The 12,713-nt window shown below is 50.5% G+C and carries 14 protein-coding genes and 1 riboswitch; of the genes, 5 read left to right on the top strand and 9 right to left on the bottom strand.

The window, feature by feature from the left end; genetic code table 11:
* From OCV63_RS11845 to OCV63_RS11825, 5 genes are all read right to left on the bottom strand, one after another.
* Entirely contained in the window at window positions 1-960 is a 960-nt protein-coding gene (locus OCV63_RS11845; RefSeq protein ID WP_158364125.1) for an ABC transporter ATP-binding protein, read from the bottom strand.
* Between the two features lie 476 nt (window positions 961-1,436).
* Window positions 1,437-2,189, bottom strand: a complete 753-nt coding sequence (dapB, locus tag OCV63_RS11840; protein ID WP_158364123.1) for a 4-hydroxy-tetrahydrodipicolinate reductase — start codon at window positions 2,187-2,189, stop codon at window positions 1,437-1,439.
* A gap of 3 nt (window positions 2,190-2,192) precedes the next feature.
* A complete protein-coding gene (gene dapA, locus OCV63_RS11835; protein ID WP_158364121.1) occupies window positions 2,193-3,083 on the bottom strand; it encodes a 4-hydroxy-tetrahydrodipicolinate synthase in 891 nt (296 codons plus the stop codon).
* Window positions 3,084-3,174: 91 nt separating this feature from the next.
* Window positions 3,175-3,349: riboswitch (Lysine riboswitch) on the bottom strand.
* A gap of 112 nt (window positions 3,350-3,461) precedes the next feature.
* Entirely contained in the window at window positions 3,462-3,947 is a 486-nt protein-coding gene (locus OCV63_RS11830; protein ID WP_158364119.1) for a cob(I)yrinic acid a,c-diamide adenosyltransferase, read from the bottom strand.
* A gap of 124 nt (window positions 3,948-4,071) precedes the next feature.
* Window positions 4,072-4,698 carry a single-stranded DNA-binding protein gene (locus tag OCV63_RS11825; RefSeq protein ID WP_158364117.1) on the bottom strand — a complete coding sequence of 209 codons (627 nt, stop codon included), beginning with the start codon at window positions 4,696-4,698 and terminating at the stop codon, window positions 4,072-4,074.
* A 242-nt stretch (window positions 4,699-4,940) separates the two neighbouring features.
* On the opposite strand from OCV63_RS11825, the gene typA reads away from it, so the two are divergent.
* Window positions 4,941-6,767 carry a translational GTPase TypA gene (typA, locus tag OCV63_RS11820; RefSeq protein ID WP_158364115.1) on the top strand — a complete coding sequence of 609 codons (1,827 nt, stop codon included), beginning with the start codon at window positions 4,941-4,943 and terminating at the stop codon, window positions 6,765-6,767.
* 75 nt (window positions 6,768-6,842) lie between these two features.
* On the opposite strand, the gene OCV63_RS11815 is transcribed toward typA, so the two are convergent.
* Window positions 6,843-7,409 carry a carbonic anhydrase gene (locus tag OCV63_RS11815; RefSeq protein WP_158364113.1) on the bottom strand — a complete coding sequence of 189 codons (567 nt, stop codon included), beginning with the start codon at window positions 7,407-7,409 and terminating at the stop codon, window positions 6,843-6,845.
* 258 nt (window positions 7,410-7,667) lie between these two features.
* Here OCV63_RS11815 and OCV63_RS11810 point away from each other — a divergent pair, with 258 nt between their 5' ends.
* Genes OCV63_RS11810 through OCV63_RS11795 form a run of 4 tightly spaced genes read left to right on the top strand, consistent with a single transcriptional unit; the run spans window position 7,668 to window position 9,783 of the window.
* On the top strand, window positions 7,668-7,991 hold the full coding sequence (locus OCV63_RS11810) for a PadR family transcriptional regulator (RefSeq protein WP_158364111.1): 324 nt from the start codon (window positions 7,668-7,670) through the stop codon (window positions 7,989-7,991).
* Window positions 7,988-8,680, top strand: a complete 693-nt coding sequence (locus OCV63_RS11805) for a DUF1700 domain-containing protein (RefSeq protein WP_158364109.1) — start codon at window positions 7,988-7,990, stop codon at window positions 8,678-8,680. Before OCV63_RS11810 ends, OCV63_RS11805 begins: the two co-directional genes overlap by 4 nt.
* On the top strand, window positions 8,677-9,537 hold the full coding sequence (locus tag OCV63_RS11800) for a DUF4097 domain-containing protein (protein WP_158364107.1): 861 nt from the start codon (window positions 8,677-8,679) through the stop codon (window positions 9,535-9,537). Before OCV63_RS11805 ends, OCV63_RS11800 begins: the two co-directional genes overlap by 4 nt.
* 51 nt (window positions 9,538-9,588) lie before the next feature.
* Window positions 9,589-9,783 carry a PspC domain-containing protein gene (locus OCV63_RS11795; protein ID WP_158364105.1) on the top strand — a complete coding sequence of 65 codons (195 nt, stop codon included), beginning with the start codon at window positions 9,589-9,591 and terminating at the stop codon, window positions 9,781-9,783.
* Window positions 9,784-9,825: 42 nt separating this feature from the next.
* Here the strand turns inward: OCV63_RS11795 and OCV63_RS11790 are convergent, their stop codons facing one another.
* From OCV63_RS11790 to OCV63_RS11780, 3 genes are all read right to left on the bottom strand, one after another.
* Window positions 9,826-10,617 (bottom strand): nitroreductase family protein, encoded by a 792-nt coding sequence (locus OCV63_RS11790; RefSeq protein ID WP_158364103.1) that lies wholly within the window; start codon window positions 10,615-10,617, stop codon window positions 9,826-9,828.
* A gap of 1 nt (window position 10,618) precedes the next feature.
* On the bottom strand, window positions 10,619-11,086 hold the full coding sequence (locus OCV63_RS11785; protein ID WP_158364101.1) for a low molecular weight protein-tyrosine-phosphatase: 468 nt from the start codon (window positions 11,084-11,086) through the stop codon (window positions 10,619-10,621).
* A gap of 185 nt (window positions 11,087-11,271) precedes the next feature.
* Complete coding sequence (locus tag OCV63_RS11780; RefSeq protein ID WP_008703747.1) at window positions 11,272-12,471, bottom strand: site-specific integrase; 1,200 nt, start codon at window positions 12,469-12,471, stop codon at window positions 11,272-11,274.
* Window positions 12,472-12,713: the final 242 nt, after the last annotated feature.

The raw sequence follows: 12,713 nt of genomic DNA, 5'->3' as shown, positions 1-12,713 counted from the left end.
TTACTGTTCCTCCTTTTCGTCAGATTTTTGTTCTTCCACAGAAACCGCTTTCTCTTCTGTGTCTTCTGTTTTCTGTTTCTTTTTCCCAAGTGAAAAGCTCTCTGATTTTTCCTGTCTTGCTGCCGTATCAGAATTTCCATTATTTTCCTCATCAGTCAGCTCCAGGAACACATCCTCCAACGCCGCGGGCGTGGTCCTCACTTCCAGCCCCTCTACTTGCTTCAAAAGCTCCATAGCCTGCTCGCAGGCCCCTTTGCTTCCCCGCACCTGCAGTTCCATTGCGTCTGAATGCTTCATGTAGCTGCCCAGATTTTCCGGCGTGTCGCTGGCCACCAGCTTTCCATGGGAAATGATCAGGACATGGTCACAGACGCTGGTGATCTCCGACAGAATATGGGAACTCAATATAACCGTATGCTTTTGTCCAAGCCCGCGGATCAGTTCCCGAATCTCGATGATCTGCTTGGGATCCAGGCCGACCATGGGCTCATCCAGAATCAGAACCTCCGGATCCCCAAGCAAAGCCTGGGCCAGTCCCACTCTCTGCTTATAGCCTTTGGACAGATGGCGGATCAGGCGGTGCTCCATGTCTTTGATGCGGGTTTCGCCCATGACGCGCTCCACCTCGCTGCTCCGGTCATTTTTCGGCACCTGTTTCAGCTCTGCAGCAAAGCGCAGATATTCCAGCACAGTCATATCCGGATAAAGCGGCGGAATCTCCGGCAGGTAGCCGATACATTTCCGGGCTTCCATGGGCTCTTCAGCTACGTCGTGGCCGTTGATCAGGATTTGGCCCTCAGTAGGAGCCAGATAGCCGGTCATCATGTTCATAGTGGTGGATTTTCCGGCGCCGTTGGGGCCTAAGAATCCGTAGATCTGACCTTTTTGTACGTGAAAATTCAAGTGATCCACTGCAGTATTTTTGCTGTAGCGTTTCACCAGGTCTTTGACTTCGATCAAGTTTCTTTCCTCCTTCACTCTCATCGACTGCCTGTTGGCTCCTTTCTGTAATAAGAAAGAATCCTGCGAAGCAGGATTCTCCGCCTGCGGCGGGTCGCATAAGCGACATGATTCCATTCCGCCGCAGTGCGATCCCCCGGAGGGGCTTTTTGCTCTATAGGAATCATGACTTTCACATTTTAATGTAACACGGTATTTCCTATAGAGCGAAAAAAGAGGAACATCCCTGCAGACGTATCTGTCTAAGGATATTCCTCTTTTGTGTTTTTTCTGAATGGATTCTGTGATTTTTGAGTGAAAGTTTTGTGAACAGGGACGTTCAGTCAGGCGCGCCATTCGCAAAAGCGCTCCTCCGGAGCTCTCCGCTGCTACGCAGCTCATTTTTGCTCATGACATGGCGCTCAACACAAGCTTCCATACAGGCAGATTCTTATGCAAGCATAGTATCTGCCTGCACAGAAGCTTGCCTGAACTGGTTATATCACGTCGCTCATGTCATATCTACCCGCCGGTTTTCCCGCCAGGAACTTAGCTGCCTGAATCGCTCCCTTACCAAATACAGCGCGGGAGTAAGCCCGGTGCTCAAAGGTGATGACTTCGTCGGTGCCTGCGAAAATCACGTCGTGGTCGCCTACGATGGTGCCGCCGCGGACAGCGGAGATGCCGATTTCACGGCTGTCGCGCTTTTTGCGTTCCTGGCTTCTGTCGTATACATAGTGATAAGCTCCGTCAGAAGCCTCGTTGATAGAGTCAGCCAGGGCCAGGGCGGTACCGCTGGGAGCATCCAGCTTCTGATTGTGGTGCTTTTCTACGATCTCGATATCAAATCCGGCTGCCGCCAGAGTCGGAGTCGCTTCCTTTAAGAGCTTCATGAGCAGGTTAATCCCCAGAGACATATTGGCAGACTTCAGAACCGCGGTTTCTTTAGCCGCCTCTTCTACCTTGACAAGCTGCTCCTCGGAGAGACCTGTGGTACACAGAACAACCGGCGTCTTGGTCCGTACGCAGTAATCCAGCAGGCCATCTGCCGCCTTTGCATTGGAAAAGTCGATGACTACGTCAGCCTGTACATCACACTCATCAATCGTTGTGAATACCGGATAGTTATTGGCGATACCAGTGTAACCATCTACGCCTGCTACCACTTCTGCTTCCGGATCCTCCTTCAGAAGTCCCGTCAGCATCTGTCCCATACGGCCGTTACAGCCGTGAAGTATTATCTTTGTCATTTGTTATTTTACCTCGATTCCAAAATCAATCATTGCCTGCTTCAGCTGCGCCTGGTGCTCCGGCTCCATCTCGGTCAGCGGCATGCGAAGGGGGCCGACCTCAAAGCCCATCTGATTCAGGGCTGCTTTTACCGGAATCGGATTCACTTCACAGAACAGCTTGTCGATGACCGGAATGGCCTTCATCTGGATGGCAAGACTGCCTGCGGTGTCGCCCTCCAGGTACTTCATGACCATGTCGTGGGTTTGTCTCGGCGCCACATTGGAAAGTACAGAGATAACGCCGTATCCGCCCAGAGACAGGATCGGAACTACCTGATCGTCATTTCCGGAGTAGAGCTCGATGCATCCGTCTGCCAGCTGCATCAGCTTCGCTACCTGAGAGATATTGCCGCTGGCTTCCTTGATGCCGACGATGTTCCTGACATTCTTAGCCAGCGCTACGGCTGTCTCGGGCTGGATATTGCAGCCAGTACGGGACGGCACATTGTACATGATGATGGGCAGGCTTACGGACTCTGCCACTGCGGTATAGTGGGCGATGAGCCCCTTCTGGGTCGCCTTATTATAGTAAGGAGTCACCACCAGCAGTGCGTCCGCGCCGTATTTTTCTGCCTCCCGGGACAGATAAATGGCAGTCTCCGTACAATTGGAACCGGTTCCGGCGATAACCGGCACGCGTTTCTTCACATGCTCTACGGTGAAGCGAATCGCCTCCAGATGCTCCTCGTGGCTCAGTGTGGATGACTCACCGGTGGTTCCGCAGATGACGATGGCGTCTGTGCCATTTTCAATCTGGTAATCCAGAAGCTCAGAAAGCTTCGGATAGTTAATCTCTCCATTGTCCAGAAACGGTGTTACAATTGCAACTGCTGCTCCCTTAAAAATAGCCATTTTCATTTCCTCCTGCTAAATGAATCTAAGGTTTAAAAAATGAGGCGTACCCGTGAAGGCCGCCCCAAAAGAATCTGCTTTATGATACTGCTCTCTGGATAGCGCCCCATCAGAAACTGATGACAGTCATATCGTTCTTCACGGTATGCCCAAGAAACCACTCACAGGAAACAATCTCTTTCGGCGTCGGCCCCTTTCCCTCTTCTTCGTCTATGCCTGCCATATCCGAAAAGGTACTAATGGAAAACGCAACCTCTATCTTTCTTCCTATTTAATTTGTTACCAATTATGTTCAGATTAGCACAGTGTGTACCGCTTGTCAACGCTTTCCGGACATCTCATGTTTTTTGTCCGCCTGGCAGATACACCTGTCTTTATTTATTTCAAGGTGTCGATGCGAAATACCTCGTCCACGTACGGATACAGCTCATCATACATCCGGATGCCGGTCAACATCAGCTCCGTATCGCCGTCTCCGGCTTCGAGCAATGTCTTCAGCTCTTCCACCGTCAGGATACCCTTATCGATCAGTCCCAGTACCTCATCCAGAATCAGGACGTCGCAGCCGTCCGTGGTCAGTACCTTTCTGGCGAAGTTCAGGCCATTGCGGATATTCATCGCTTCTTCCTTCTGTTCCTCCGGCGATAGCGCCTCATAGTTCACATCGGATTTTTCAAAGCAGAAGGCTTTAATCTCAGGCTCCAGACGCTTGATAAAATCAATGCGCTCGCCAATCTTTCCCTTCAGGAACTGTATGATAATGACGGATTTCCCTGCGCTGGCTCCGAAGATTCCCTGTCCGAGCGCCGCTGAGGTTTTCCCTCTTCCGTTACCGCAAAAGACAGTTACATGTGCTTTTCCCATTTTCCATACTCCCTTGTTGTTCGCTGTGTCCACAGACGCTTCTCAGAATCCGCCTGTGAACCTTTGTTTCTGAATGCCTCGATAATTAAGCCCATCATACAACAAAACAGGAGGAATTGCAAGTTCAGTATTCATACTCCAGCTTGCTCACCGACACCTCATAAGCAATCCGCCGCTCGGACTCGGTCTCGCTGAGCTTTTTCACGTACTCCCGGCTCTGGATCCTGCCCCAGATCTGGGCATGGCCTCCCACCTCGAAGCCTGAGGCGAAGCGGGCATTCCGGCCCCAGCAGATGCAGGGGATGTAGTCCGATTTCCCATAAGGGCGGTTTACCGCGATAAGCAGATCCGCGATCTCCCGGCCCAGAGGCGTCTTCCGATACACCGGTGGCTTACAGATGTAGCCGTCCAGGAAGATCTGGTTCGTCTTGGCATTTTCCATTTCCCCGTCCAGGAATTCCACCTCTCTGGCGAAAACCGACAGCACCAGCCGGTTCTTCTTCTCTTCGTGCCGGTTGTAGGAGCGGAACTGTCCGCCGATGCGGATGTATTCTCCCACGTAATCCCCGGATACGTCAATCAGCCGCTCGGATATCATCACCGGAATCTGATCCGCTGAATCGGACAGGCGGCGGACCAGAATATCCACCATATAGAAGCCCTCACCAAATACCTCATGGCTGAACGTAAATCCCGATACAATTTCTCCGCTTACCGACACCTGGTTGTTCTCAATTACCTTATCTGACATAGTTTGTGTTCTCCCTTCTTCTCCCCTTGGAAATGGCATTTTCGCGCATACTTCCGCCGGATTCCTGTATTATTCATAAATATATATGTCCAGGATTTTCCAATTAGAACCGTTTCTGTAAATTTTTTCTAGGTTGCATTTGAAAAAGTACGCTGAGTAAGCAGATTTCCCTTGTAATTGGCCGAAAATGTGATAAACTGTAAAGGTTGACGAAGTATCTATTTACATTGAGGAATTGTTTTATGAAAAGAGAAGATATCAGAAATATTGCAATTATTGCCCATGTAGACCACGGTAAGACTACACTGGTAGACGAGCTCTTAAAGCAGAGCGGCGTATTCCGCGCCAACCAGGAGGTGGCGGAGCGCGTCATGGACTCCGGCGATATCGAGCGTGAGCGAGGTATTACCATCCTGTCCAAGAATACCGCCGTTACCTATAAGGGCGTGAAAATTAACATCATCGATACCCCGGGCCATGCGGATTTCGGCGGCGAGGTAGAGCGGGTTCTGAAGATGGTAAATGGTGTCGTCCTGGTGGTCGACGCTTTCGAAGGCTCCATGCCCCAGACCAAATTCGTGCTTCGGAAAGCCCTGGACCTGGACCTTCCGGTTATCGTCTGCGTCAATAAGATTGACCGTCCTGAGGCCCGCCCCACTGAGGTGGTAGACGAGGTTCTGGAGCTGTTCATGGATCTGGACGCTTCCGACGAGCAGCTGGATTGTCCGTTCATCTTCGCTTCCGCCAAGGCCGGCTACGCCATGCGGAACCTGGACGACGAGCCCAAGGATATGACGCCGCTCTTCGAGACTATTCTGGACTACATCCCGGCTCCCGAGGGAGATCCGGATGCCGGAACCCAGGTACTGATCAGCACCATTGACTACAACGAGTACGTGGGCCGTATCGGTATCGGCAAGGTGGACAACGGTACCATCCGTATCAACCAGGATATGGTCATGGTAAACCACCACGATCCGGACAAATTTAAGAAGGTCAAGATCAGCAAGCTCTATGAGTTTGACGGTCTGAATAAGGTAGATGTATCTGAAGCAACTGTGGGTTCCATCGTAGCTATCTCCGGCATTGCGGACATCCATATCGGCGATACCCTGTGCTCCCCGGAGAACCCGGTGGCTATTCCGTTCCAGAAGATTTCTGAGCCGACCATTTCCATGGATTTCCTGGTAAATGACAGCCCCCTGGCCGGTAAAGAGGGTAAATATATCACCTCCCGCCATCTGCGCGACCGTCTGTTCCGAGAGCTGAACACCGACGTCAGCCTGCGCGTAGAGGAAACCGAATCCACTGAGCGCTTTAAAGTCTCCGGACGAGGCGAGCTGCATCTGTCCGTCCTCATCGAGAATATGCGCCGCGAGGGCTACGAGTTCGCAGTCAGCAAGGCTGAGGTTCTGTATCACACCGACGAGAAGGGCAAGAAGCTGGAGCCCATGGAGCGCGCTTACATCGACGTGGACGACGAGTACGCGGGAAATGTCATCCAGAAACTGGGCGAGCGTAAAGGCGAGCTCATCAATATGCACAGCAACGGCACCGGATCCACCCGTCTGGAGTTCCTGATTCCGGCCAGAGGTCTCATCGGATACAGAGGAGAGTTCATGACCGACACCAAGGGAACCGGCGTGCTGAACACCATTTTTGAGAACTATGGCCCCTACAAGGGAGATATCCAGTACCGGAAGCAGGGCTCTCTGATTGCGTTCGAGGCAGGCGAAGCTATCACCTACGGTCTGTTCAACGCCCAGGAGCGCGGTACCCTGTTCATCGGACCGGGCGAGAAGGTTTACGCAGGCATGGTCATCGGCCAGAACGGTAAGGCCGAGGATATCGAACTGAACGTCTGCAAGACCAAGAAGCTGACCAACACCCGTTCCTCCAGCGCCGACGAAGCCCTGAAGCTGACCCCGCCCCGGGTACTGAGCCTGGAGCAGTGCCTGGAGTTCATCGATACGGACGAGCTTCTGGAGATTACACCGAAATCTCTTCGAATCCGTAAGAAGATTCTCGATCCGACCCTGAGAAAGAGAGCCGGATTTAAGAAAGCTTAAGAGCTTAAGACTGAAATAAAAAAGCTATGAACCATTGCCACTACGGCAGCGGTTCATAGCTTTTTTCGATTTGGATTACAGAAATTCCACGCGGCCGTCCTCGATGTGGTACACGGCTCCCACTACCTGCATTCCTTTTTCTTCCATTTTCACAATATCTAGGCTATGCTCGATAAGATCCATGCTGCGCTGCACATTCAGACAGCAGGCTTTGAAATCATCCTTCTCGTCTCCGATGGCCAGCTTAATCTCGTCGGTAATAAATTTGATATAGCCATCCGGGTCGTGATGGATCGCCGCGTCCACCGCACCGCAGCAAGTGTGGCCCAGCACTACGATCAGCGGGCTGCCCAGATGGCTGGCTGCATATTCGATGCTACCCAGCTGATGATCGTCAATGACATTTCCGGCCACGCGAATAACGAACAGGTCTCCGATGCCTGCGGAGAAAATGCTTTCGGGAATCACACGCGAATCGGAACAGGTGACAATGATCGCATAGGGATGCTGGCCGTGCTCCTTCGTATACAGGCGCAGCGCCCTGGAGATATTGCCCTTTCCGGTCTCGGAGTCCAGGTATTTTTTATTGCCGTCCTTTAACTTTTTCACGGCCTTATCTGCCGTCATAATAAATGGTTGCATTGTTTCGCCCCTTTCCTTTCCTCTGTTTGCGCATGTTCGCAGCGCAGCGCATCCAGGTATCCCCGTAGGGAGACGTTTTCTTTTTATTATAAAATGCTGGTCTGGAGGCTGTCAAATAAAGCATTTCCGATAATTATTAAGTTTTTATGAACCCTATTGGCAAAACGATATTATATATCGTATAGTATAGTCATCCGATAATACTATATGACGTATAATATTATAAAATTATATTGCATAAAATAAGGAGTGGATTGCATGGTTTCTAATACGGGAGCCGCTCTTCTGGATGCCATTGTGTTGGCGGTCGTATCGCACGAGACTCAGGGAACCTACGGGTATAAGATCACCCAGGATGTCCGACAGGCTATCGACATTTCCGAATCAACACTGTACCCGGTGCTTCGACGGCTTCAGAAGGATGGCTGTCTGGAGACCTACGACATGGAGTTCGGCGGGAGAAACCGCCGCTACTACCGGATTACGGAGGCCGGGATGGCACAGTTGAATCTGTACAGGAACGAGTGGACACTTTATTCCACCCGGATTTCCAATTTGTTTGTGGGGAGTGAGGAGACATGACAAGAACGGAATTTATGAAGCAGCTTCAGGTTCTGCTCTCAGATATTTCTGAAAATGAGCGGGAAGAAGCCCTTCAGTACTATCATGATTATTTTGACGATGCTGGTCCGGAGGAGGAAGCGCGAATTCTCCGGGAGCTTGGCAGTCCGGAGCAGGTAGCCCGGAAAATCAAGGCCGGTCTGTCCGACGACGCTTCGGAGTTTTCCGAGCAGGGATACCGGGATACACGTTTTGCTGAAAATGGGACTGCGCCTGCGGCTTCCCCTTCGACTGCTTCCGAAAGCACTGAAAAAACTGCTCCGAAAAAGGAACGGAATCTGTGGAAGATACTCGCCATCGTGCTTTTATGCATAATACTTGGCCCCTTTGTGATTCCGGTTGGCTTTGGCCTTTTGGCAGTTCTGTTCTGCCTCCTTCTGGCAGTGGTTCTGACCGTAGCAGCCGTTCTGGTTTCCGGAATCGTCATTTTTATCGCCGGAATCTTTGTGATCGGCGTAGGGCTGGTTCAGCTCTTTGCAGTACCGGCTCTTGGAATTGCCACCGTAGGCGCAGGCTGCCTGCTGACAGCGCTTGGGATTCTGCTGTCGCTGGCGCTGTTATGGATTGCGTTGAAGGTCGTACCCGTATTGGTGCAGGGACTTGTCAATCTGATTAAATTTCCATTTCGAAAGGCAGGTGTCATTCGATGAAACGTTTTACAAAAATTTGTTTGATTTTAGCTGCTGTTCTGACGGCACTGGGAATGATAGGAGTCGGCGTTGGCTTCCTTTTAGGGGCAAAACCGGAGCAGCTTGCCGGAAATCTTTCTTATACGGCTCCCTCATTATCCAGGAGCCATGGACAAAATAAAGACAGCAATAGCGGAGATTCTTCCGAGTATACGTATGATTCCGCTATCCGCAGGCTGGAACTGGACGTCCATTATGCATCCGTTACGATTGGCACATCGGAGGATGACCATATCTCTGTAAAAGCCCGGAATGCCGGGAAGTATTTTAAGGAATCGGTGGAGGACGGCGATATGCTGGTTCTGGAGGATGAACGTCCCAAAGGGAAGGCCACCCTGGAACTGGAGATTCTGCTTCCGGACCGCGTGTTGGAGGAAATGGAGCTGGATCTGGGCGCTGCGGAACTTACGGCCGACCGGCTTCAGGCGCGGCAGTTTTCCCTGGATATCGGCGCTGGAGCAGGCACTATCCAGTCTCTGCTGACTTCGGAGGATGCGTCTCTCGATATCGATGTGGGGGAACTGACCATTGGATATTTTGACGGTTCGGATCTGGAGCTGGATTGCGGCACCGGGCAGCTCAGTATCACGGTGGCCGGGGAGGAACAGGATTATAATTATGACCTGGAATGTGGCATCGGCTCCATTGATATCGGTGGTTCCAGCTATTCCGGCCTCTCTTCTTCCCACTCTGTGGACAACGGGGCGGCACGGATTATCAGCGCAGACTGCGGTATGGGGGCAATTTCTCTCAGGTTTGCCGGGGAGCAGCCTGCCAGCCATGATATTGAAACCGGGCATTCCGGTTCTGAATTATAACTGTTGCGTTTGTTTTTTTGATGAACAGATGTCTGAATGGAGGATTTTATTATGGGAACTAAGAAATTGTTGCGTTCGATACATGACAGAATGGTTTGCGGTGTGTGCGGAGGGATTGGTGAGTATTTCAATATTGATCCGACACTCATTCGGTTGTTGTGGGTGCTGCTGTCGCTTGGTAGCTGCGGAACCGGGTTGTTGGTTTATATTATTGCGGCGGTAATTATTCCGGAAGAAGCGATCTAGGTAGTGCTAAGGTCCGGCTCCGATTGGAGCCGGACCTTTCTGTCAACGAATGGTTACGCGAGCTTCACGGCGGGGTACCGTGCGGGCGTAGATCATGTTTGGGTATCCCAGAAGCATGCAGGCTTTGATGCGTTCGTTTTCGATGCCAAGCCAGGTTTTCAGAGCTTCGTTTTCGTCGCTGATGCGCTGGAGGTAGCCGTTGTAGAGGGCTCCCAGGCCCTGGGCGATGGCCATGTGTTCGATGTTCTGGGCGGCGAGGCCGGCATCCAGATCCCAGTCGGAGGTGATGTAGAGAACGGCTGGGGCGTTGCGGAACAGGAAGTCGTCAGTGGGATCGGCTTTCCGGTGGCGGTTGAAGCTGACGAAGGGGATATATTCTTTTGGAAGCTCTGTGGCCGGAACGTCTGTCAGGGCGTCGATGTGATTCCAGACCAGTTCTTTTAAGGTGCTAAGCTCCTGCTGCACCAGGATGAAATGGCTGCTCTGGTTATTTTTGGCTGTGGCGGTGTAGCGGCCTGCCTGGAACAGAGCGTCGATTTTTTCCGGCTCGATTTTCCGGTCCTGGTAGTCCCGGATGCTGCGGCGGTATTTGATAGCGTGGAGCAGGGTGTCTGGATTCATGGTAAAGCTTTCTTTTTTGTACTCTTCTACTTCGGCCATGTTGTATTCCGGTACGGATACGGCGGCCCTGGGACAGACGGCTACGCAATGACCGCAGAGAAAGCAGTCGCGCTTGGGCTCTGCTTTTCCGTCTTTCAGAATGATGTTATGGGCTACGCAGTCCTTTACGCATTTTCCGCAGCCGATGCAGAGATCTTTTTCGATGGTTACCATATTATTTTCCTCCTTTTGTCCTCTGTATCTGTGACAGCAGGGCTTCGCAGCCCGCTTTCACGTCGTCGTAGGTCGCATCAAAGTCCCCGGTATACCAGGGATCCGCAATATCCCGCGGATGGTCCGTATAATCCAGAAGCAGAGACACCTTTCCCTCCGGATCTTTTCCCAGAATCCGCATCATGTTTCGGCGGTTCCAGTTGTCCATGCCGATGATGTAATCGTATTTGTCATAATCCGACCGCTGCATCTGCACCGCCCGATGATCCCCGCAGGGAATCCCCACCTCTTTTAACTTCGCTCTGGTTCCGCGGTGTACCGGGTTTCCGATCTCCTCCATGCTGGTGGCGGCGGAATTGATGTAGAAATGGTCTGCAAGGCCATGGCGGTTGACCAGATCCTGCATGACGTATTGAGCCATGGTGCTGCGGCAGATGTTACCGTGGCAAACAAATAATACTTTAATCATCTTTTTATATCTCCATTTAAATCTTGTATTTCTTCTCAAACGCTTGATATTTCAGGGTTTTCCGACTTTTGAGTTGTCCTTTCTTTTCAAGGTATCTTCTCAAATCTTCTCGTATTTTCTTATGTTTTTCCCTGCAATCTTGGTAAATCCGTTGGTAAAGCAAGCGTCCTTACCAACGGGCTTTTTTAACTATTCGCTATCCGATACACTTCTTCCTTTGCATCATCAAAATTCACATGGGTGTAAGTGTTCAAGGTTACACTGATGTCTGCGTGACCCATGATATACTGCAAGGTTTTCGGATTCATCCCGGATTTTGCCATATTAGAGCAAAAGGTGTGCCTACATACATGAGGGGTAACTTTCGGCATCTGGATACGGTAAATCCTGTTGTATTTCTGAATGATATGCTCCAGATACTTTTCCCAGTGAAGGGCAACCATCGGCATATCGTTTTTATCCAGAAACAAAAATCCTGCATATCCTTCCACCATCGGTTCAACTTTTGGTGTCTTGCGGTTGGCAATGATTCTGCGAAAACACGCTGCGACAGCTTCCGTCATCGGCACATAGCGGATGCCTTTGTCAGTTTTTGGCTCTTCAATTACATACTGCATCTGTGCAGTACGCTGTAACTGATGGTCTACCTTAATACGCATTTCTCCAAACTCGATTTCTGAAACCGTCAATCCACAGAACTCTGAGATACGAAGCCCTGTGTGAAAAAGAATATAGATTGCATCATAGTATCTGCTGAAATGTTTATCTTCCTGAATAAACTTCAACAAATCTCTCTGCTGCTTTCGGGTGATCGCTTCTCTGGTAACAGAATCATTGACAATGACGGAGGCAAGCTCAAATTCAAATGGATTTTTACGAAGCAAATCATCATCTACCGCCATCTGAAATGCCGGTCTGAGAACTCCCCGGATCGAATGAATGGAACTGTATCCTCGTCCATCAATTTGTTGGAGCTTAATCAACCATGCCTTTGCGTCTGACAAACGCACCTTATCAATTCGCAGATTCCCAAAACTCTCTTTTTTCAGCATATTGATGACCGTTTTATATCCGGCAACCGTATTGTGACGAACTCCTGTTTTCAATGAAACATACTTTTCTACCAGTTCCAAAACAGTATAGTTGCCACCGTTGGTTACGATACGGTCAAACAAATCCGCTTCAATCTGTTTTTCTTTCTCACGCAGGGAAGGCTCCCGCTTCTTCCCTTTTGGCATTGGGTCATTCTTGTCCAAACGCCAACTATATACATTTTTCTCTTTTCCGTCCTCATCAATATAGCGGAACCGATACCTCCCATCTTTACGCTGGTACTCGCCCTCTCGCAAAATCCGATTACGGTTATCTCGTCTTTTCTCACTCATCGTGAACTCTCCTTTCAAAAAAGAGAGCCAGACTTGCGCTCTTATCATAGCACAAATCCAGCTCTCCGCATAGTTATATCATGTGAAATCGGTAAATCTGTCAGCTCTGTTTACACAGCAGTAGCCTGATCCAGATACCTCTCAAATTTCTCACGCTTAATGAGGGCACGATTGCCGTTAATCACATAAAAATCCTCATTGGGATGTGTGTCAATAAGCGTTCTCAATTTTCCTTCGCCGAT

The organism is Laedolimicola ammoniilytica (assembly GCF_025567165.1).
Taxonomy (GTDB): Bacteria; Bacillota; Clostridia; order Lachnospirales; family Lachnospiraceae; genus Laedolimicola; species Laedolimicola ammoniilytica.
The sequence above is the reverse complement of the archived record's forward strand: the minus strand, read 5'-3'. Positions and strand labels throughout refer to the sequence as shown.